Source organism: Vreelandella titanicae (assembly GCF_014697095.1).
GTDB lineage: Bacteria > Pseudomonadota > Gammaproteobacteria > Pseudomonadales > Halomonadaceae > Vreelandella > Vreelandella titanicae.
Map to the genome: position 1 here is coordinate 1,948,580 of NZ_CP059082.1, position 19,892 is coordinate 1,968,471.

The window sequence follows — 19,892 nt, forward strand, 5'->3', positions numbered from 1 at the left end:
AGCAAAAGTGTTAAGGAGAATTTCATGTTAGACGAGTGGAACGGTAAGCGAGCACTTATCACCGGTGCTAGCCGTGGCATTGGCGCGGCTGTGGCGAAGCAATTGGGGGCGCTGGGAGCGCATGTAGCGGTGCACTATCACAACAGTGAAGCGCCCGCTGAAGCAGTGGCTAAGGCGATTCGCGATGCGGGTGGGGAAGCCTTTACCGTTAAAGCAGACGTCAGCCACACCAGCGAGACCCAAAAACTCGTCGACGATGCCGCCGAGCGTCTGGGCGGTTTAGACCTGTTGATCAATAACGCGGGGGACATGCTGGGCCGGGTTGGCTTAGGTGAGATGGACGATGACCAATATGACCGGGTCATGGATCTCAATGTCCGTTCAGTGATTATGGCTAGTCGGGCGGCGCTACCGCATTTTCGTCGCGCAGGTGGCGGCAATATTATTCACACTACCTCGATTGCCGCACGTAATGGCGGCGGGGGAGGCGCTGGCCTATACGCCTCAGCAAAAGGCTTTGTGAGCACGATAACGCGAAATATGGCCAAGGAACTTGCCGGGGATAATATCCGCGTGAATGCTGTGGCCCCCGGTACGATTGCGACCGATTTTCATGAGCGCCACTCAAGCGATGCTCATCTAAACGCAGCTCGGGCATCGATTCCCATGGGGCGTTTGGGCACGGCGGAAGAGTGCGTGGGCGCGTACGTTTTTCTGGCGACCGATACGCTCAGTGGCTATGTCACTGGTCAAATCATTGAGGTCAACGGCGGGCAGTTAATGCCATGAATAGCTCCCCACGCTGTTATGAAATTGCTATCACCATGGGCGACCCTGCTGGCATCGGCCCTGAGATTATTTGCCGCGCGCTGAGTGCTATGTCCGCCACCGAACGTGCCACGGCGATGGTCATCGGTGACCCGGCTATTTATCGCCGTGCGGCGGCAAGTGTTGGTGTTGTGCTTGAGTTCGTGCCATTGGAGCAGGCAGAGAGCGATAAGGATTGTGTGGCGGTCGGTGTGGTCGAGGTGCCGAAAGGCGTTGAGATTGCTGATGGTCAAATTAGCGCCGGTGCGGGTGATATGGCGTTTCGCTGCGTTCATAAAGCCGTGGAATTGGTGCAGGCGGGGCGGGCGCAGGTGATTGTCACCGCCCCGCTGAACAAGGCGGCGTTGCATGAATCTGGGCACCATTACGATGGCCACACCGGGATGCTGGCATCGCTGACCGGTGCGCCCTCGTCGTTTATGCTGCTGGCATCTGAGACGCTTTCGACGCTGCATGTTTCCACTCACGTGTCGCTACGTGATGCGATCGACCGGGTGACCCCTGAACGCATCATTGCCACCGTTGAAGCAGGACACGCGCACTTGCTCGCGTTGGGTATGAATGCCCCGCGCATTGCCGTGGCAGGCCTCAACCCGCACTGCGGTGAAGGGGGGATTTTTGGCGACGAAGATAGTCGCTGTATCGCCCCAGCGGTGGAACGCTTGCGGGAACGGGGTTTTGATGTGAGCGGGCCGATCTCTGCGGATACGGTGTTTTACCGCGCTTCGAAAGGCGAGTTCGATTTGGTCATCGCCCAGTATCACGACCAGGGCCATATTCCCGTCAAACTGATTGCTTTTGATACCACGGTCAATGTCAGCCTTGGCTTGCCGCTGCAGCGTACCTCGGTGGATCACGGCACCGCCTTTGATATTGCCTGGCAGGGCAAAGCCGATGCCACCAACATGGGGTCAGCGATTGCCTATGCGCGACGGTTAGCCAGTGGCGCCAAGGCATGAGCGGCTGCCGATTGGCGATTATTGCCGATGATCTTTCGGGCGCGCTGGACACTTCAGCACCCTTTGCCGCGCGAGGCGCAGATGTCCGCGTGGTGATTAGCCTGGAGGCATTAGCGACAACGCTAGAGGCATGGCAAGGCCAGTGGCCAGAGGTCATCGCCGTGAATACCCAGTCCCGCCATCTGCAATCTGAGGAGGCGGCGCTTCGGGTAAGCGAAGCAGTGCGTTTGCTCACGCGAGTCGCGCCGCAGGAGTGGTTCAAGAAAGTCGATTCAACCCTGCGTGGCCAAGTAGTCGCAGAGTGCACAGCACTGCGGGAAGCGCTTGGCTTTCCCCTGCTGTTGGCTCCCGCGGTACCGGCCCAGGGGCGAGCAGTGCGTAATGCCGAAGTGTGGGTGGACGGCATTCCACTGGCTGATACCACCTACCAACAGGATGCCCTCTCAACACCTCTGATCGGCCCCATTGATCAGGCATTTGCCGTCAGCGGACAACCGCTGCAGCGCTATCGCTCTGGTCAGGGCGCTCAACTCCCTAACGGGGACTGTATCGCCGATGCCCAAAGCGACGAGGAGCTTGCTGCGCTCTATCAGCTCGTGTCGAGTGCTGGCTGCCGCCGAGCAATGGCGGGGCTGCGGGGCTGGCAACGGCTATCGCCCAGCGCTTTTTCGGGCGGCCTGATGCACCATTTCGAGCGTTGAATAGCGTCAATGCAGTGCTTTATGCCATCGGTTCTAGAAGCTCTCGTGCTGCCGAACAGCTCCAACAGTTGCGACAATACGTGCCCGGTTTGGCCGTGATTAAAGCGTGTACCGAGCCCTCTGCTACACCCTGTAATAGTAGCCCTGTCTTAGGGGCCTATGTGGTCGTGCCCGGAGAGAGTGAGGAACGCACGGCAAACCAAGTCGCCGAGTCGATGGCTTCCAAAGTGGCCGACCTTACGTCTGCCTGGCGGGACGATGATCCGTGTTTGCTATTCTTAACCGGTGGGGATATCGCCATGGCCGTGCTGACTCAACTGGGGGTGAGTTATATCTGTGTCGAAACGGAGTGGTCACCCGGGGTGGCGCTAGGGAGTATGGATGGCGATAGGCGAAAGCGAGTGATGACTAAAGCAGGTGGCTTTGGCGATCCTCAGTTGCTTGTGCGCTTACACCATCAGTTTGCTCCACGGCTTGTAACATCATAGGCACTACTAAAATCGTTACCTGGATAGTTGCGCGATTGCGGGCAGCCAACTAAGTTTGAAGCTGGTGGTATGACACGTATACAGTACTGTGATCGGTTACGTTGGTTGCCGCCGCTTAAAAAATAACCAATACATCACAATAAATAGCAGCAAATCACACTATCCAACAACAAATCCAATGGTTGTGAGGAGTACACGATGAGTCACAAACGCCAACACTCGCTTAAGATGGCCCGCCTGCTGACCGCTACGCTTATCGCCGGTGGTCTCTCAGTGACCGGTGCTGTGCATGCGCAAGAAGAACTCACCTTTGCTCACGTCTATGAGACATCCGAGCCCTACCACGAGTGGGCACTGTGGGCGGCAGATGAAATCGAGGAGCGTACTGATGGCCGTTATTCGATCAGTGTCCACCCGGCGTCATCACTGGGTAAGGAGTCGGACATCAACGAAGGCCTACAGCTTGGCACGGTTGATCTGATCTACACCGGCAACCAATTTGCCGGTCGTTTCTATGGCCCGGTGGGGATCGCTGGCGCGCCCTATATGTTCCGCGATTTTGACCATTGGCAGGCCTATGCTGATAGCGACCTGTTCAAGGAAATCGCCCAGGGCTACCAGGATGAAACCGGTAACGTACCGCTGGCCATGAACTACTACGGGCGTCGCCATGTAACCTCCAACGAACCGATCAATACGCCGGAGGACATGCAAGACCTGAAAATTCGTACGCCCAATGCGCCAATGTACATGATGTTCCCCGAAGCGGTGGGCGCCAACCCCACTCCGATCGCTTTCTCCGAGGTTTATCTGGCGCTGCAGCAAGGTGTGGTGGATGCTCAAGAAAACCCACTGCCGACCATTCGCGCCAAAGCGTTTCATGAGGTGCAGGACTATATCAATCTGACCGGGCATATCACCGATTCGCTAATCACCATCGCCGGTGGCCCATTGTGGAATCGCCTCTCCGAGGAGGATCGTGAGGTTTTCCGTGAGGTCTACACCGAAGCCGGCGAGCGCATCACTCAAGATATCTTGAAATCCGAGGAAGAGCTGGTGGCTTGGTTCGAAGAGCAGGGTGTGACCGTCAACGAAGTCGATATAGAACCCTTCCGCGAAGCCACGATTCCTGCCCATAACGGTGAAGCGGCGACTTGGGATCAGGAAACCTATGATCGTCTGCAGGCTATCGGCCAGTAATCAGACTATCGGACGGTAATGCCGTGAGGCCTGAGTTTTCCAGAATCCGTACGTTTCCGGGATCGTTTTTTTCGTAGACCAAGACTCGCCCCGCCCAAGCCTCGGGTGGGGCGAAGCGGGAGCCTTCCATGAGCCAAACTGACTCTACTGACGAGACCAGCCTTGCAGGTCTCGACGATGATTCCTTCAACATTCACGACTATGCCCTGGAGGATTTCCTGACGCTTGGGATCTTCTGGCTACTGGCACTGGATGTCTTTATGCAGTTTTTCAGCCGCTATGTGCTGGGTAATTCCATCGCCTGGACGGAGGAGATGGCGCGCTATCTATTGGTTATGGTGGGCTTTATGGGCAGCACCATGGCCGTGCGAAAGGGATCGCATATCGCAGTGGAATTTTTCTATCGCTACATGCCGGGGTGGCTGGGGCGCGTGATGTCGACGCTGGTAGACCTGATCAATATTGCCTTCTTCGCCAGCATGGCCTGGATCACCTTCAAACTGGCTGATCGTACCAGTGCCATGATGACCTCTGTGGATATTCCTAAAAGCTGGCTTTACTACTTGGTGATGGTGGGCTTTATCATCATGCTGGTGAGAGGGGTGGAGGTGGCTATTCGTCACTGGCGCTCGGGCACCAGTGAACTGCTCAATACCCAATAACAACACGCCAACACGCTACTCTCTCGGAGATCACCCCAATGCCCAACATTCTGGCTGTGAGGCGCGGCGGTGCGATAGTACCGCCATTGGTTGCGGCTGTCGCGATACTCGGCTGTATCGCATTGGCCGCCACCCAGCACTATTTACTGTTCCTGTTTGCGGCGCTCTTTACCCTGCTGGTGATGGGGGTGCCGATCGCCATTAGTCTTGCCGGCTCGTGCCTGCTGTATGTGCTGCTGACCGGCAGAGTCCCCGATGTTGTCGTGATGCATCGCATGATCAACGGCGTCGACAGCTTTCCCCTGTTGGCGATTCCGTTTTTTATACTCGCCGGTAACCTAATGAACAATGGTGGCATTACCGTGCGGATATTTGACTTTGCCAAGGCATTGATGGGCTGGATGCGTGGCGGTCTGGGGCACGTCAATGTAGGCGCCAGCATTGTTTTTTCCGGCATGTCAGGAGCCGCAGTCGCCGATGCTGGGGGGCTAGGTACCATTGAAATCAAGGCCATGAAAGATGCCGGTTACGACGAGGAGTTCTCGGTGGGTATCACCGCGGCATCTTCGACCATTGGCCCGATTATTCCGCCGAGTCTGCCGATGGTTATCTATGGTGTAATGGCCTCGGTGTCGGTCGGCCAGTTGTTCGTCGCCGGCCTGGTACCGGGCCTGTTAATGGGGCTGGTACTCATGACCATGATCACGATCATTTCACGGCGGCGCGGCTATACCCGCGATGCGGTGTTCTCGCTTCCGGTGCTTGGTCATACGTTCAAGCGCGCCTTCCTGTCACTATTAACACCGGTCATCATCGTCGGCGGCATAATGTCGGGGGCCTTCACGCCTACCGAAGCGGCGATTGCTGCGGTGGTCTACGCCTTGGTGCTGGGGGGAGTGGTTTATCGTAGCCTGACCTGGCGCCGCCTGCTCAAGGTGAGCATGGAAACTATTGAAACCACTGCCGTGATCCTGCTGATCGTCGCTGGTGCCTCGATATTTGCCTGGATCCTGACCAGCAACCAAGTCACGCAGCATGTCGTGACCCTGCTCGGGCCATTTGCCGATAACCCCATAGCCACGCTGATCATCATCAACCTGGTGCTGATTCTGGTGGGCTGTTTTATGGAGACCATCGCGGCGATCACCATCCTGGTGCCGGTATTGTTGCCGGTGGCCATTACTGCGGGTGTCGATCCGGTGCACTTTGGCGTGATCATGGTGCTAAACCTGATGATCGGCTTGTTAACGCCGCCGGTAGGCATGGTGCTGTATGTACTGTCGCGAGTGTCCGGAATTTCCTTCGAGAAATGCATGCGTGGCACGCTGCCGTTCCTGGTGCCGCTGGTCATCGCATTGCTATTGGTTACCTTCATTCCAGCTATCTCGCTGTGGCTGCCAACACTGATTTATCGTTAAGCATTACCGGGGCTGGCCAATGGTCAGCCAGTAGCCCGACTGAAACCAGGAGCTATCGATTAATGAGAGATACGTCGTCAAATTTTCGCGTCGCTCGCGAAGACCTTGCCCGCTTCATGCAAGCCGTTCTGAAGGCGGCAGGTGCTGATCAGGCATCAGCAAACGCGGTCACTCGCGCGCTGATTACCGCCTCACGTATGGGCACCGACAGCCATGGCCTGCGTCTGCTGCCCCACTATCTGCAGGCGCTCAAGGGCGGGCGGATCAACGGCGCGCCCGACATGCAGTTCCACCAGCGCCTGGCGGCGACCGGTTTTCTGGATGCTGACGACGGGTTGGGGCACCTCGCGGGTTATACCGCCATGGAGCACGCCATGGCGATGGCCGAAACGGTGGGGATGGGCGCCGTTGCGGTGGGCAACTCGTCGCACTTCGGTGCGGCGGGGTGCTATGCGTTGGCAGCGGCTGAGCGCGGTTATCTCGGCATGGCGTTCTGCAATTCGGATCCTTTCGTGCTGTTGCATGAGGGCGCCAAGCCCTTTCACGGTACTAATCCCATCGCCTTTGCGGCACCTGTAGAGGGTGAGGCGCCATACCTGCTGGATATGGCGACCAGCTCGGTGCCCTGGAATCGCGTGCAGCAGTACGGGGCGATTGGGCGTGAACTGCCTGACCAGGTCGCGGCGGATGCTGCCGGGCAGGTAAGCCGCGTTCCTGGTGAAGTGGCCGCACTGTTACCGCTGGGTGGTAGCGGCTTCGGCTTCAAGGGCGCGGGATTGGGTGGCATGGTTGAGGTTCTGAGTTCGATGCTGTCGGGCATGCAGCATGGCTTTAAGCTGCTGCCCATGGGTGGGCCAGACATGGCGACGCCACGCGGGGTAGGGCACTTCTTTCTGGTCATGCAACCGGATGCGTTTGTGGATGCAGGCACTTTTGCGCAAGGAATGGCCGAGTATCTAGCCGACCTGCGCGCCCAGCCTGCTGCACCCAATGCCCAGGTAATGGCACCAGGTGATCGCGAATGGCGCTGCCAGGCCCAGCGCGACGCCGAAGGCATTCCGCTTGATTCTGCCAATCAAGTAGCCTATGCCGAGATCGCCGAGCAGTACCAAATAGCGCCGCTCTCTCGGCTGGTTTGAAGGATAATGACCAGAAATGCAGTAAAATGGCGGAAAATTCCAGGTTAACCAGGGGTGACTGCCTATGAGCAGATACCGGATCGAGCGTAAAACGCTATCGGAACAGGTCGCTGAGCAGCTTGAGGCGGAGATTCTCGAGGGGCGGCTGAGTGAAAACGATCAACTGCCTTCAGAGAGGGAGTTGATGGAGCAGTTTGGTGTTGGCAGACCCGCGGTGCGTGAAGCATTGTTCCACCTGCAACAGCTAGGACTTATCGCCATCAACAGTGGTACCCGTGCCAGGGTAATTCGTCCCACCGCTGAGGCGGTGATGGCCAGGCTTTCTGGGGTAACCCGACAGCTACTTTCTAAGCCCGATGGTCAACAGTATTTCCAGGAAGCGCGGGCCATGTTCGAGATATCTTTGGCTCGCTACGCGGCGCGTAATGCCAGTGAAGAGGATCTAGCGAGGCTGCGCGATGCATTAGCGGATAATCGCGATGCAATAGGTGATGAAGCACGCTTTAAACGCTCTGATAATGACTTCCATGGCGTGTTGGCCAGCATTGGCCGTAACCCCATTTTCGATGCTATCCATGTGGCGCTCTCTGAGTGGTTGGACGATCGCCGCGCGCTGGTACTGCAACAGAAGGACGAAGACAAAGCGGCTACCGCTGCGCATACCGAAATCATCGCAGCGATAGAGTCTCGTGACCCAGATGCGGCCGAAGCAGCCATGCGGCGCCACCTAGACCGTCACTACGGCACCTATATGCAGCTTAAAAAGCGCCTCTCGGACGCTTCTTAATTCTCATGCTACCCAATTAATCCTGCCGCCTTTTTTATTCGGCGGCAGGGATGGGATCACTCGGCCATTGTCGATTCAGCAATCTCTTGGAATTCAGTCACGAGATCTTCGCCGATGCGTGGTGCCCACTCTTCGTAAACCGGCTGCACGGCTTCCTGGAAAGCGGCAATCTGCTCGTCATTAAGACGGGTAATTTGCATGCCGCGCTCTTCAAGCTGATCTCGTGCCCAGTCGTCGTACTCGCTGGAAAGCTGGATTTCGTAATCCGCTGCTTGCAGCGCGGCTTCCTGAACAAGTTCCTGATACTCTGGATCGAGGCGATCCCAGGTACGCTGAGAGATCATCTTGATGAAGGGTGTATAAACGTGACGGGTTTCGGAGCCGTAATCCTGCACCTCATAGAAGTTGGAGGTCAGGATGGTGCTCCAAGGGTTTTCCTGGCCATCGACAACGCCTTGTTCCATGGCGGAGAAGAGTTCACCAAATGCCATCGGGGTCGGGTTGGCGCCCAGCGCTTCCCAAATAGCCAGGTGCACTGGGTTCTCCATGGTGCGAATAGACAAGCCACGAACGTCCAGGCCCGCCACATCTTCTGGTGAAGCGACTTCACGAGCACTATTGGAGAGCTGGCGGAAGCCGTTTTCAGAGAATGCCAGGGCTTTTAGACCAGTGCCATCGAAGGCATCAAGCATCTCCTGGGCAGCATCGCTACGCATGGCCTTTATAGCCGCTTCCCGAGTAGGCAGTAGGAAAGGAAGGTCAAAGACTGCCAGCTCCTCGACATAACCTGTGGCGGGTGAAGAGGAAGGGTAGGTCATATCCAGCGTACCGGTTTGCAGCATTTCCATCATCTGCACGTCATCGCCAAGCTGGCTGTTGGGAAAGATATTAACGCTGATACGCCCTTCGCTGCGCTGGTCGAGAATATCCGCAAAGTATTGGCTAGAGATATATTGAGGCGAGCTTTCCGCCAAGCCCAATCCCATGCGCAGAGTGACGCTGCCGTGGTCACCCACGGTGCCACCCTCTATCTCTGGCGGATCGGAAAGGTCAGGCGTTTGCGCGTAGGCAATGCCTGAGCTGAGCAGTGTAGCGCCGGTCATTAATAGGGTGCGTTTCCAAAGATGGTGCATAGTCGTCACTCTCCTGGCGTGCTGCAGGTCGCTACGCTAAGGGGGATATTCCTAGCGAGCTGCAGCGTGGTTGATTGTTGTTGTGTGTAAGCGGCACTCGCTTATAGAGGTGTAAGTGCCGCTCCCTTAGGTGAATGTCTAACGTTTTTAGTATATGTTCAACATATACTTTTGTATGTATCGACGCCGCGGGTAAGAACGCGTACCGTCATGGCAACTCTTCCCTACATTTTAGGAAGCTTTCTTCATCGTTAGTGTTGGTGGGCAGTTTGAGTGCCTAAAGCGCGCCTGCCGACTTGTATATTTACTTTAGGCGTGGAGCGGAACCATGGCCAATTTTCAGCGAATAACTCCTGAGCAGTTGCGTTCACGCTACTGGTTCGATAACCCTGATCACCCCGGAACCACGGCGCTATGTATTGAGCGCTACCTCAATTACGGTATTACTCTGGATGAGCTGACCAGCGGTAAGCCGATCATTGGTATTTGCCAGTCGGGCTCTGATTTAACCCCGTGCAACCGCCACCACATTGACTTGGTCAAGCGGGTTAAAGACGGTATTCGCGCCGCAGGTGGCGTGCCGTTTGAATTTCCCATGCATCCTATTCATGAGAACGTGCGCCGACCCACTGCTGCGCTGGATCGGAACCTTGCTTACTTGGGCATCGTGGAAGTGCTCCATGGCTACCCGCTAGATGGCGTGGTATTGACCACCGGCTGTGATAAAACCACCCCGGCTGCGCTGATGGCCGCAGCAACGGTGAATATTCCGGCCATTGTGCTCTCCGGTGGTCCGATGCTAAACGGCTGGCGCGGTGCCGAGCGGGTGGGCTCAGGCACGATTATCTGGGAGCTTCGCAAGCGGCTGGCAGCTGGGGATATCGACTACGCAGAGTTCCTTTCCCGCGCCAGCGATTCAGCGCCTTCGATAGGCCACTGCAACACCATGGGCACCGCCTCTACCATGAATTCCATGGCGGAAGTCCTGGGCATGAGCCTGCCGGGGTCGGCGGTGATTCCTGCGCCCTATAAAGAGCGCGCAATGGTGGCCTACGACACGGGTACGCGGATTGTCGATATGGTGTGGGAAGACCTGCGCCCGCTGGATATTCTGACCCGGGAAGCGTTTGAGAACGCCATCGTGGCATGCTCGGCACTGGGCGGTTCATCCAATGCGCCGGTACATATCAATGCGATTGCCCGCCATGCAGGCATCGAGCTGGATAACGATGACTGGCAGCGCCTGGGCCATGAAATTCCACTGCTGGCCAACGTAATGCCTGCCGGTGCTTTCCTGTGCGAAGAGTTCTACCGCGCCGGTGGTGTGCCCGCGATCCTTCATGAGCTACACACTGCCGGTAAGCTGCACGGCGATGCGCTGACGGTCAATGGCCGCTCCATCGGCGATAATCTGCAGGGCCGCGAAACCCAAGACCCCGATGTGATCTGTCGCTATAACGACCCCTTGGTGGATCATGCGGGCTTCCTCAATCTCAAGGGCAATCTTTTTGATTCGGCACTGATGAAAACCAGCGTGATTTCCCGGGATTTCCGCGAGCGCTTTCTGAATGACCCCAGCGACCCGGAAGCCTTTGAAGGCAAGGTGGTGGTATTCGATGGCTCCGAGGATTATCACGCCCGTATTGATGACCCAGCGCTCAACATTGATGCACGCACCATTCTGGTAATGCGCGGTGCAGGGCCGGTAGGGCATCCCGGTGGTGCCGAAGTGGTTAATATGCAGCCGCCGGAGGCGCTGATCAAGCAGGGCATCGAATCACTGCCCTGCTTGGGCGACGGCCGCCAGTCGGGCACTTCCGGCTCACCGTCGATTCTCAATGCTTCCCCGGAAGCCGCTACCGGGGGTGGCTTGGCGCTGCTGGAGAGTGGCGACCGTCTGCGGGTCGATCTCAAGCGCGGTGAGGTGCAGCTGCTGATCGAACCCAGTGAACTGGAAGCCCGCCGGGAGCGTTTAGCCCAGCAGGGCGGTTACCGCTACCCTGGCCACCAGACGCCTTGGCAGGAGATCCAGCGCAGCATGGTCGAACCGCTGGATCGCGGTATGACATTGGAACCCGCCACCAAGTACCGCGATGTGGCTCGCCAGCATCCGCCCAGGGATAATCACTGAAGAGGCGAATACTAAAGATGAGTCGTTGGAGTACCTTATCGCATCGCCAGCAGGGACTACTATTAACCGCTGGCGGGGCGCTGATCATGGCCCCGGATGCCCTGCTGATTAAAGTGGCCGATCTGCCCGATGCCGAGATATTGATGTGGCGTGGCTTTCTTTCGGGCTTAGGTTTTCTACTGATCGCCCTGATGCGCTATGGCCGTGGCACGCTGGCAGCCTACCGTCGCTGCGGCTGGACGGGTATCGCCGTGGCGCTGCTGTTCAGCCTGACCACCTGCGGTTTCGTGCTGGGCAACCAGTACACCAAGGCGGGCAACGTACTGATGATACTGGCCAGTTCGCCGTTAATCGCTGCCGTGCTCTCCTGGATCATCCTCAAGGAGCGTCTGCCAAGGCGTACCTGGTTAGCGATATTGCTGTGCATGGTGGGTGTCGCCATGATCGCCCTCGATGACGCGGGCGCAGGTTCTTGGGTCGGAAACGCTTTCGCTTTGATGGCGGCAACGACCCTGGCGATTAACTTTACCCTCTGCCGTACGCGGCCGGGGGTGGATATGAGCCCGATGCTGGTGTTCAACGGCCTTATTGTGGGTAGCACTGCAGGGCTGTTTTGGCTGGCGGGCAGCGAACCAACCCTGCCTGCAGCCAACCAGCTTGCTGTCGTTATCCTGCTCTGCCTGATTATTGTGCCTTGCGGCGTGACGCTACTGCAGCGTGGGCCGCTCTATCTGCCCTCTGCCGAAGTGGGCCTGCTAATACTGCTGGAAGTGGTGATAGGCACGCTGTTGGCCTGGTGGATTCTGGCCGAACAGCCCGCGCCAATGGCCATGGTTGGCGGCGTTCTGGTGCTGGGCACACTGGGTGCTAAAGGCCTCTATGAACGGCGGCTGGAACTGAAACAGCGGGCGGGGCTCGATGCTACGCCGTCGATAACAGTCGACCGGTCAAGTACGGTATGATTGACAGGAATCGAAATAGGGCCTTATCGCAGTGACGTCATCTCCTAGTAAGCCAGTAGCTCGCCCCAGTATTGCCGAACATCTCGCCGAGGAGATCTTTGGTGGGCACTATCACCCCGGTGACTTAGTACCCCGAGAAATGGATCTATGCGAACGCTTTGCGATCAATCGCTCAGCGGTGCGTAGCGATCTTCGCCAACTGGTCGATGCCGGGATTATTGAGCGGATTTCTGGTCATGGTTCCAAGGTGCGCGAATACTCAGAGTGGCATATTCTCGATGCCCAGGTGACCGACTGGTTAACCCGCTACGCCGCACCCAACCCGGATATTCAACGTGAAATTCTTGCCTTTCGATTAGACGTTGAACCCTATGTGGCGATGACCGCCGCCAAGCGGGCCAAGGCGCGGGATCTGGTTGCTATCGAAGAGGCGTTTGAAGGGCTGGGACAGAATCTACGCAATGCCACCTGCGAAGAGGAGCGGCGGCTGCACAGCGAGTGTGATGTCGCTTTTCACGAAGCGATTTTCAAGGCGACCCACAATATTGTCTGGGCGCAGCTATCACATATCCTGCGACCCTCCATCTACATGCTGATCTCCATGTCCAACGAGAACGCCCCAGATCCTGAAGAGAGCCTGGAGCGTCACCGTCAACTGATGGAGAGCATCCGGCTGCGCCGCCCCCGGGAGGCGTTTTTAGCGTCCCAAGCGGTGTTGGCAGGTACCGCCGCAGCGCTAGGGCTTGAGCACAGCGTTAGCTCATTAGGGCGCAGCGTTGAGCTGCCCCACACCACCCCCTGAACCCATTTTCAATGGTTAAAAACAAAGGCAAGCGTATGTCTGACTTCAACTCTGGCTTTAGCTCTGGCTTTAAGTTAGGCCTAGTGGGCGTGGGTAAAATTGTCCGCGACCAGCACCTACCGGCAATCGCCGCTACTCCAAACTGCCATCTTGTCGCTACGGCGGATCCTCACGCCTCGCTGCCGGAACTACCCGCCTATCAAAACCTGGAAGCGATGCTAGACGCCCACCCTGAAATTACCGCTGTCTCAATCTGCACGCCGACCCATCTGCGCTACTCCCAGGCGCGGGCCGCACTGATGCGTGGCAAGCACGTGCTGCTTGAGAAGCCACCGGGGGCAACGTTAAGCGAAGTGGAGGACTTGATTGCCTGTGCCAAAGAACAGGGCGTTAGCCTGTTTGCCGCCTGGCACTCGCGGTTTGCCCCTGGCGTTGCCCAGGCCCAGCAGTGGTTAGCCGAACGGCAGGTGCAGCGGGTAGAGATCGAGTGGAAAGAGGACGTGCGGGTATGGCACCCAGGCCAAGCGTGGATCTGGCAGCCGGGTGGCATGGGAGTGTTTGATCCCGGTATTAATGCGCTGTCGATTGCGACCGCCATCTTGCCCCAGCCGTTTTTTCTGCAACAGGCGCGACTGCTGGTGCCGAGCAATGCGCAAACTCCGATTGCAGCGGATCTCACCTTTACCGACCCACAAGGCGCGTCCATTGAGGCGGCGTTTGATTTTCGCCAGAGCGGCCCGCCCACCTGGAATATGCATATCCACAGCGATGGCAGCCGCTTGAGTCTCACCCAAGGCGGCTGTCGATTGGTCATCGACGATGAACTGATCATTGAAGAGGAGGAGCGCGAGTATCAAGGTTTATATGCGCGCTTTGCCGAGCTGATCGCAAACAAGCGCAGCGAGGTGGATGTTGCCCCGCTGCGCCAGGTCGCCGATGCGTTTCTATACGGCCATCGTGAGCCTACCGAAGCGTTTATCGAGTGAAGGCTTTATATGGAAATATGAGGTAGCCAAGAAGCTATCTAAGTGGCCTTAATCGGATACGATCTTATTGCGTTTTATACAGCTGTCATACGCTTGGGGAACGAAACTATCTTCCCCCACGTCGTCTCGAGCTAACGTAAGAAACTCGCAAAGCGGTGGCAGCATATGGGGGGCTAGCTGATAGGCGTTTAACGTTTCAGTCAGGTAGCGCATATCTTTTTCAGCATTACCAAGACTGAACTGTAACTTTGTGCACTCCTTCTGCAGTACCCATTCCATAACGGGAGCGAGCATCGCGCTGTTGGCTCCCCCTTGTGAGCAAATTTCCAGGAGTTTGTCTTGTGAAACGTCCATGCCGGCCGCCATAGTGGCCGCCTCACTGACTAGGGCAGCAGCCCCTAACGAGAGAAAATTATTAATCAGTTTCAGTTTATGCGCTGAACCAACCTGACCCACATGAAAGATGTTTTCCGCGAAACTTTCCATGACCGGCGTAATACGCGCCACTGTGGAGGCATCGCCACCCACCATGACATTTAGTCGTCCATCTCTGGCTTCACGAGGCGTGCGTGCTAAAGGCGCGTCAACGAGTACCCCCCCTTGATGTTCTACGTTTTTCGCAAGGCGCTCAGTTGATTCGGGATGAGCTGTAGAGCAGTCGACGATAATAAGCCCTTCGTGGCTTCCGGCCATTAAACCGTCAGCCCCGCTGACGATTTCGTTGACCTGTTCGGATGTCTTTACGCAGATAAAAACAATATCACTATTTCTTGCCATCTCTGCGGGAGTGCTAACTTCCGTCGCGCCTTCCTTGCATAGCGCTTCAAGGGGGGATCGATTCCTATGGGCCATAACCGTTAGCGGATAATCGTTTCGTACGATATGTCTGGCCATTTCCTTGCCCATTAAGCCGAGCCCAATGAATCCGATGCGTTCTTGTTTCATAGTCGCCTCTGATGAGTTGGTTCACCACACCTGAAATATCGCCCACTAGACCTATGCATGAGCGGCTGTTATTGCAGCGCCTGAGGGAAAGTAACCCCCAGACGTTCCGACCAATCGGCTAGAGCTTCGGGAACACCGTCTGGAAGAGGCACGCCCTCCTGCGCATAACGCTTATGGAGGGCAAGCCCGCGCTCGCCAGGAATTCGTACTGGAGGGCTACCTTCCGCAACAGGATTGTTATGGCAAGCATCCACCAAAGCGCCGGTTTCGCGTTTGAAGGCGTCAAGCCCACCAAAGGCTTCGGGATCCATGATCTGCACCATGACCGAGGCACCCCATTGTGCAGGCGCCTGCACACGGCCAAATCCAGCGAGCCCAGACGTTAAGGCTTCCACCATTAGCCCCAGCGCATATCCCTTGTGGCCGTGGTCAAGCCCACCAATTGGCATGATGCTCCCCTTAGGCTCATCGAACAGCACGCTAGGTTGATCGGTCGCGTTGCCCTGGTGATCCTTAAGCCACGGATACGGCAGTTGGCTGTTTTGTTTGTGAAGTCGGCCGACCATGCCATTAGTGGTAATGGATGTGCTGACATCTAACAGAACCGGGCCCGAAGCCGTCGGATAGCCCACAGCGATAGGGTTAGGGGTGTGGGTCGCTTGCAAACCGCCATACGGGGCAACCGACTTAGTCGCCGGATCGGATGATTCGATCACCACCACGAGGTCTTGATCAGTGGCACGTTTCAGATAGGCCGCCAAGCAGGCGATATGATTTGAGCATCGAATCACGACTGTCCCCGTGCCGCAGGAGCGAGCCATCAATTCGGCGGTTTCCATTGCTTTAATGATCAACCAGGGGCCGGGAAGATAACGACCATCCCATGTCTGCACGGCAGCGCGTTTGGAGATTACCTCATACTCACCTGACACAGGCATCCGGCCAGACTGAATCTCGCCAAGGTAAGGGGATAGTAGCTGAAGCCCGTGAGTCGTGTGTCCCATCAAATCGCCTTCGACGAGTATCTCGGCAACTGCTTGAGCCTTTTCTTCATCGAGCCCGGCTGCCACAAGTAAAGCGGTGCTGAATTGAGTCATTTCCTGAACGTCGTAATGGTGGCTCATTGTATTTATTCTCCTAAATTTGTTGTTGTCAGGCTCTCTTAATCATTACGCCGTCTGAGTTGATTGATTAAGGCGCTATGGTCTAACTCGCCATCCCCTTGATCGACGAGCTCTTCAAAAAGTGTGTTGACCAATGACGAAACCGGTAGCTTAAGATGTAGCGTGTCGGCAAAAGCCATCGCGGTCTGAGTATCTTTCAATTGCCATTTCGCTGGCCCACCCGGGGTAAAGTTTTCCTGAATCATACGCTGCCCGTGTATACGCAAAATGGTCGAGTCAGCAAACCCACCTTCAAGCGCACTGAGCATTCGCTCGGGGTTTGCCCCGCCCTGTTCTGCCAATAGTATGGCTTCTGCCACGGTAGCAATGGTGTTGGCCACAATCATTTGATTGGCGAGCTTAGCAAGTTCCCCGCTACCTGCAGGGCCAACATGGACGGGCCTGCCGAGAGATAAGAGAATGGGTTCTACTGCTTTAAAACTTACGGCATCGCCACCCACCATAATGGCCAGCGTGCCGTCGATCGCTCCCTGCTCACCACCGGAAACCGGCGCATCAAGGTAATTAATCTGGCTCTTGGCGGCTTCTTCTGCTTGACGGCGAGCGGTTTCGACAGGTATTGAACTCATGACAATAAGTGTGGCGTCACGCTGCATGGCATTGAGTAGGCCGCTAGGGCCCAACAGCATTTCATCACACACAGGCCCAGAGCTAAGCATAACGATAACGACATCGCTTTCGGCAACGGCTTCTTCGGGCTTTTCTACGATGGTGGCACCCACCGACTCTAAACGGTTGGCTTTGCTTTTTGTTCGATTCCAGACAAGCACTTGGTGTCCTGCATGTGCCAAGCGTGCTGCCATCGGCGCACCCATAATGCCCGTGCCAATAAATCCGATAGTACGTGACGTTGTCATTATTCGTTCCTCTATCTAGATGAGCCCGTCAAGGCTTCCCGTAATCCTTGTTTAGCAGGTCGATACATTGCTTCAATTGAGAGATGGGGCATCCACGTTCGTTATTTGATTATTAGCGTAGGTAAAGCGGTATATCGATATCACCTGATTCTCGGAAGTTAATTAGCCGGTCGAGCACCTTGGATTCTGAACGCTCTAAATGGGTTGCCAAGGCTTTGCCTGCTTGTGCAGGTTGTTGCAGGCGCATTTTTTCAAATATCCATAAATGTTCATCGAAGAAAGGATCTTGATCGGGAAGCTTTAGTACTCGTCCAAGCAGGTGTTTACTGACTAATAAGATAGGATGCGTGCGCCGGAGCATATTCATGACCTCCTGGTTATCACCTAAACTAACGGCGGTATGATGGAGATCATTTTCTAACTCATCCAGTAGCTCCCCCTTTATATCAGGATAGCTCTCAGCAGCGTGTTTGAGTTTGGTTATATAGCCTTTAATGGCACTTTCTGGCATATGTTCTGTAGCTCGCGCAATCATATAAGGTTCTAATTGGCGACGTGCTTCATAAAGATTATGTAACCGCTGATCATTCAGGGGCACCACGCTCCAGCTATTATATTTAATCTTCTCGACTAAACCGATAGACTGTAAATAGAGCAAGATTTGGTGAGTGACCGTACGGCTGACATTGAGCGTTTTGGAAAGCTGCAGCTCATTGAGTTCAAACGCACCCTTAATCGAACATAAAACGATGTCATGTTCAACGCTGTCGATATGCGCCCGCCAAGAAACGATACGATCTACTTTTGGGGCATGGCCAAGTTGTTTGAAATCATGCTCACTGAGCGCACGTCGCACTACCTCACCTGGCGATGAGCCTACTAAATAGCCGCGCCCCTCGAAACGGCAGATATACTGCTCTTCGTGCAACCGGCTTAATGTTTGCCGAACGGGCGAGCGACTAATACCAAACAGCTCCGCTATATTTCCCTCAAGCAGTACTAAACCGGGTTCAAGACGTTTCCCAACAATACTCTGCTTAAGAGCCGTGTAGAGTTGGTCGCGCAGCGTTTTTGTCATAGTCAGTTAATGGCTCTCTAATGGAAATTTAGGTGACGGCACCTACCAGCCAGGGAACGAATTCATTATTACCGTAACCCAGTGATTCGCTGGCGCTCATATCGCCCGAAGCGATGGCAATAATGCGCTCAAAAATCTGCTTTCCAACACTTTCTACACTGTCAGTGCCATCAACAATAACGCCACAGTTTATATCCATGTCTTCATGCATTTTCTCATACATGGAGGTATTCGTTGCGAGCTTAAGGCAGGGGGCGGGTTTGAAGCCTGAGACTGAACCTCGTCCAGTGGTAAAGCAAACTACGTTAGAACCGGAGGCGATTTGACCCGTGACCGAAATCGGGTCATAGCCAGGGCTATCCATAAAGTTAAAACCGCGCGTGGTCATCTTCTCAGCATACAGCAGCACGTCGTTAAGGCTCGACGTTCCGCCTTTAGCTACTGCGCCCAATGATTTCTCAAGGATAGTTGATAGCCCACCCGCTTTATTGCCTGGGGAAGGGTTGTTGTTTAGCTCAGCACCATTTATCTCAGTGTAATGTTTCCACCAGGTAATCCGGTCGAGTAGTTTCTGGGCGACGTTCTCATTAATGGAGCGGTCTATCAGGAGGTTTTCAGCGCCATAGATTTCGGGGGTTTCGGCGAGTATAACGCTGCCACCATGTTGCACGATAAGGTCGGCGGCATGGCCCAAAGCTGGGTTTGCGGTAATACCTGAGTAGCCGTCTGACCCGCCACACTGCAATGCAACCACTAAGTGCTCAAGGGGCGCAGGTGCACGCTGCTGTTGGCCGTGTTGGGTGGCCATTTGCATGATGTGATCACAGGCCGTTTTGATACTAGTGCGTGTCCCTCCCGCGTCTTGAATATTAAAGTAAGCCAGCCGCGAGGCATCTTCCAACCCCTTTCTTTTGACTAATGTTTTGACCTGGTTGGTCTCACAGCCCAGGCCAATGATGAGTACAAAGGCAAAGTTGGGGTGCTGGGCATATCCTGCGATAACACGCTCAAGAAAGGCAAAACCTTCTGAGTCAGTATTCATGGCGCAACCAGAACCATGGGTAATGGCCACTACACCATCGAACCCCATTTGGCTTAATTCCCCAGACTGATTGAGCGCGTCCGCAGCGGCTTTAGCCACCGTGGCAGAACAGTTCACGGTAGAGAGAATACCAATATAGTTACGCGTTCCCACGCTACCATCAGCCCGTTGGTAGCCCTGAAACGTCCGTGAATGGCTAACGGTGACGGTTTTTTGATGGGGCTGAAAATCTTCTAAAGAAGAGCTGAGTTCAATCATGGTGAGGTTGTGGGTGTGCACATGCTCACCAGGATCAATATCCCGTGCAGCCAGCCCAATCAGTTGGCCATATTTAAAAACGGCCTCACCATTTTTGATATGCGTGAGCGCAACTTTATGTCCCGCATCAATATTTTCTTGAGCAAGCGTGCCCTTTTTATCAATGGGAAGATCTTTTGGAACTGCTTTTGAGGCAACGCCTACGTTATCCCGCGGATTGAGATGAATAATAACTGACGGGGAATTAATGAGATTCATCGTTTACCTCAAGCTGATTATTGGGCTTTTGTTGCAAGGGTCAGGCGCAAGCTTAAAAGCGATCATTGTGGGTG

19 protein-coding genes are annotated in these 19,892 nt (G+C 55.4%); 13 read left to right on the forward strand and 6 right to left on the reverse strand.

Features of this window, described 5'->3' with window-relative positions; all coding sequences use genetic code 11:
• Positions 1-24: 24 nt before the first annotated feature.
• The 9 genes from HZS52_RS09000 to nanR all read left to right on the forward strand — a co-directional run bounded on the left by HZS52_RS09000 (position 25) and on the right by nanR (position 8,182).
• Positions 25-789, forward strand: a complete 765-nt coding sequence (locus tag HZS52_RS09000) for an SDR family NAD(P)-dependent oxidoreductase (RefSeq protein ID WP_159177381.1) — start codon at positions 25-27, stop codon at positions 787-789.
• Positions 786-1,787: a 4-hydroxythreonine-4-phosphate dehydrogenase PdxA gene (gene pdxA / locus HZS52_RS09005; RefSeq protein WP_159177380.1), complete on the forward strand. Its 1,002-nt coding sequence runs from the start codon at positions 786-788 to the stop codon at positions 1,785-1,787. Before HZS52_RS09000 ends, pdxA begins: the two co-directional genes overlap by 4 nt.
• Positions 1,784-2,488 carry a four-carbon acid sugar kinase family protein gene (locus HZS52_RS24385; protein WP_223828099.1) on the forward strand — a complete coding sequence of 235 codons (705 nt, stop codon included), beginning with the start codon at positions 1,784-1,786 and terminating at the stop codon, positions 2,486-2,488. The genes pdxA and HZS52_RS24385 overlap by 4 nt, the downstream gene beginning before the upstream one ends.
• Entirely contained in the window at positions 2,485-2,976 is a 492-nt protein-coding gene (locus tag HZS52_RS24390; protein WP_223828100.1) for a nucleotide-binding domain containing protein, read from the forward strand. The genes HZS52_RS24385 and HZS52_RS24390 overlap by 4 nt, the downstream gene beginning before the upstream one ends.
• Positions 2,977-3,174: 198 nt before the next feature.
• Positions 3,175-4,176 carry a sialic acid TRAP transporter substrate-binding protein SiaP gene (locus HZS52_RS09015; protein ID WP_190374598.1) on the forward strand — a complete coding sequence of 334 codons (1,002 nt, stop codon included), beginning with the start codon at positions 3,175-3,177 and terminating at the stop codon, positions 4,174-4,176.
• Positions 4,177-4,304: 128 nt separating this feature from the next.
• A complete protein-coding gene (locus HZS52_RS09020) occupies positions 4,305-4,838 on the forward strand; it encodes a TRAP transporter small permease (protein ID WP_009287494.1) in 534 nt (177 codons plus the stop codon).
• Between the two features lie 38 nt (positions 4,839-4,876).
• Positions 4,877-6,256, forward strand: a complete 1,380-nt coding sequence (locus HZS52_RS09025; protein WP_190374599.1) for a TRAP transporter large permease — start codon at positions 4,877-4,879, stop codon at positions 6,254-6,256.
• A gap of 62 nt (positions 6,257-6,318) precedes the next feature.
• Positions 6,319-7,395, forward strand: coding sequence for an Ldh family oxidoreductase (locus HZS52_RS09030; RefSeq protein WP_190374600.1), 1,077 nt, complete (start codon positions 6,319-6,321; stop codon positions 7,393-7,395).
• 64 nt (positions 7,396-7,459) lie between these two features.
• Positions 7,460-8,182, forward strand: a complete 723-nt coding sequence (nanR, locus tag HZS52_RS09035) for a transcriptional regulator NanR (protein WP_022521913.1) — start codon at positions 7,460-7,462, stop codon at positions 8,180-8,182.
• 56 nt (positions 8,183-8,238) lie between these two features.
• Here the strand turns inward: nanR and HZS52_RS09040 are convergent, their stop codons facing one another.
• Complete coding sequence (locus HZS52_RS09040) at positions 8,239-9,315, reverse strand: TRAP transporter substrate-binding protein (RefSeq protein WP_138799382.1); 1,077 nt, start codon at positions 9,313-9,315, stop codon at positions 8,239-8,241.
• Between the two features lie 328 nt (positions 9,316-9,643).
• On the opposite strand from HZS52_RS09040, the gene HZS52_RS09045 reads away from it, so the two are divergent.
• The 4 genes from HZS52_RS09045 to HZS52_RS09060 are packed head-to-tail and all read left to right on the forward strand — an operon-like array spanning position 9,644 to position 14,196.
• On the forward strand, positions 9,644-11,446 hold the full coding sequence (locus HZS52_RS09045) for an IlvD/Edd family dehydratase (RefSeq protein ID WP_190374601.1): 1,803 nt from the start codon (positions 9,644-9,646) through the stop codon (positions 11,444-11,446).
• A gap of 17 nt (positions 11,447-11,463) precedes the next feature.
• Positions 11,464-12,408 carry a DMT family transporter gene (locus HZS52_RS09050; RefSeq protein WP_009287497.1) on the forward strand — a complete coding sequence of 315 codons (945 nt, stop codon included), beginning with the start codon at positions 11,464-11,466 and terminating at the stop codon, positions 12,406-12,408.
• A 31-nt stretch (positions 12,409-12,439) separates the two neighbouring features.
• Positions 12,440-13,210 (forward strand): FadR/GntR family transcriptional regulator, encoded by a 771-nt coding sequence (locus HZS52_RS09055; protein ID WP_190374602.1) that lies wholly within the window; start codon positions 12,440-12,442, stop codon positions 13,208-13,210.
• A gap of 35 nt (positions 13,211-13,245) precedes the next feature.
• The gene (locus tag HZS52_RS09060; protein ID WP_190374603.1) at positions 13,246-14,196 is read left to right on the forward strand and encodes a Gfo/Idh/MocA family protein; all 951 of its coding nucleotides are present in this window, start codon (positions 13,246-13,248) and stop codon (positions 14,194-14,196) included.
• 48 nt (positions 14,197-14,244) lie between these two features.
• Here the strand turns inward: HZS52_RS09060 and HZS52_RS09065 are convergent, their stop codons facing one another.
• From HZS52_RS09065 to HZS52_RS09085, 5 genes are all read right to left on the reverse strand, one after another.
• Positions 14,245-15,141, reverse strand: coding sequence for an NAD(P)-dependent oxidoreductase (locus tag HZS52_RS09065; RefSeq protein WP_190374604.1), 897 nt, complete (start codon positions 15,139-15,141; stop codon positions 14,245-14,247).
• A 68-nt stretch (positions 15,142-15,209) separates the two neighbouring features.
• Positions 15,210-16,265, reverse strand: coding sequence for an Ldh family oxidoreductase (locus HZS52_RS09070; protein WP_190374605.1), 1,056 nt, complete (start codon positions 16,263-16,265; stop codon positions 15,210-15,212).
• A gap of 38 nt (positions 16,266-16,303) precedes the next feature.
• The gene (locus HZS52_RS09075) at positions 16,304-17,182 is read right to left on the reverse strand and encodes an NAD(P)-dependent oxidoreductase (RefSeq protein WP_138799387.1); all 879 of its coding nucleotides are present in this window, start codon (positions 17,180-17,182) and stop codon (positions 16,304-16,306) included.
• A 112-nt stretch (positions 17,183-17,294) separates the two neighbouring features.
• The gene (locus tag HZS52_RS09080) at positions 17,295-18,260 is read right to left on the reverse strand and encodes a GntR family transcriptional regulator (protein ID WP_190374606.1); all 966 of its coding nucleotides are present in this window, start codon (positions 18,258-18,260) and stop codon (positions 17,295-17,297) included.
• Positions 18,261-18,288: 28 nt separating this feature from the next.
• Positions 18,289-19,818 (reverse strand): UxaA family hydrolase, encoded by a 1,530-nt coding sequence (locus HZS52_RS09085; protein ID WP_190374607.1) that lies wholly within the window; start codon positions 19,816-19,818, stop codon positions 18,289-18,291.
• Positions 19,819-19,892 lie beyond the last annotated feature (74 nt).

Excerpts from the sequence above, each read along its gene's own strand:
- HZS52_RS09000 (WP_159177381.1), top strand. The coding sequence starts at position 25 with ATGTTAGACGAGTGGAACGGTAAGCGAGCACTTATCACCGGTGCTAGC.
- pdxA (WP_159177380.1), top strand. The coding sequence starts at position 786 with ATGAATAGCTCCCCACGCTGTTATGAAATTGCTATCACCATGGGCGAC.
- HZS52_RS24385 (WP_223828099.1), top strand. The coding sequence starts at position 1,784 with ATGAGCGGCTGCCGATTGGCGATTATTGCCGATGATCTTTCGGGCGCG.
- HZS52_RS09015 (WP_190374598.1), top strand. The coding sequence starts at position 3,175 with ATGAGTCACAAACGCCAACACTCGCTTAAGATGGCCCGCCTGCTGACC.
- HZS52_RS09020 (WP_009287494.1), top strand. The coding sequence starts at position 4,305 with ATGAGCCAAACTGACTCTACTGACGAGACCAGCCTTGCAGGTCTCGAC.
- HZS52_RS09025 (WP_190374599.1), top strand. The coding sequence starts at position 4,877 with ATGCCCAACATTCTGGCTGTGAGGCGCGGCGGTGCGATAGTACCGCCA.
- HZS52_RS09030 (WP_190374600.1), top strand. The coding sequence starts at position 6,319 with ATGAGAGATACGTCGTCAAATTTTCGCGTCGCTCGCGAAGACCTTGCC.
- nanR (WP_022521913.1), top strand. The coding sequence starts at position 7,460 with ATGAGCAGATACCGGATCGAGCGTAAAACGCTATCGGAACAGGTCGCT.
- HZS52_RS09040 (WP_138799382.1), bottom strand. The coding sequence starts at position 9,315 with ATGCACCATCTTTGGAAACGCACCCTATTAATGACCGGCGCTACACTG.
- HZS52_RS09045 (WP_190374601.1), top strand. The coding sequence starts at position 9,644 with ATGGCCAATTTTCAGCGAATAACTCCTGAGCAGTTGCGTTCACGCTAC.
- HZS52_RS09050 (WP_009287497.1), top strand. The coding sequence starts at position 11,464 with ATGAGTCGTTGGAGTACCTTATCGCATCGCCAGCAGGGACTACTATTA.
- HZS52_RS09060 (WP_190374603.1), top strand. The coding sequence starts at position 13,246 with ATGTCTGACTTCAACTCTGGCTTTAGCTCTGGCTTTAAGTTAGGCCTA.
- HZS52_RS09065 (WP_190374604.1), bottom strand. The coding sequence starts at position 15,141 with ATGAAACAAGAACGCATCGGATTCATTGGGCTCGGCTTAATGGGCAAG.
- HZS52_RS09070 (WP_190374605.1), bottom strand. The coding sequence starts at position 16,265 with ATGAGCCACCATTACGACGTTCAGGAAATGACTCAATTCAGCACCGCT.
- HZS52_RS09075 (WP_138799387.1), bottom strand. The coding sequence starts at position 17,182 with ATGACAACGTCACGTACTATCGGATTTATTGGCACGGGCATTATGGGT.
- HZS52_RS09080 (WP_190374606.1), bottom strand. The coding sequence starts at position 18,260 with ATGACAAAAACGCTGCGCGACCAACTCTACACGGCTCTTAAGCAGAGT.
- HZS52_RS09085 (WP_190374607.1), bottom strand. The coding sequence starts at position 19,818 with ATGAATCTCATTAATTCCCCGTCAGTTATTATTCATCTCAATCCGCGG.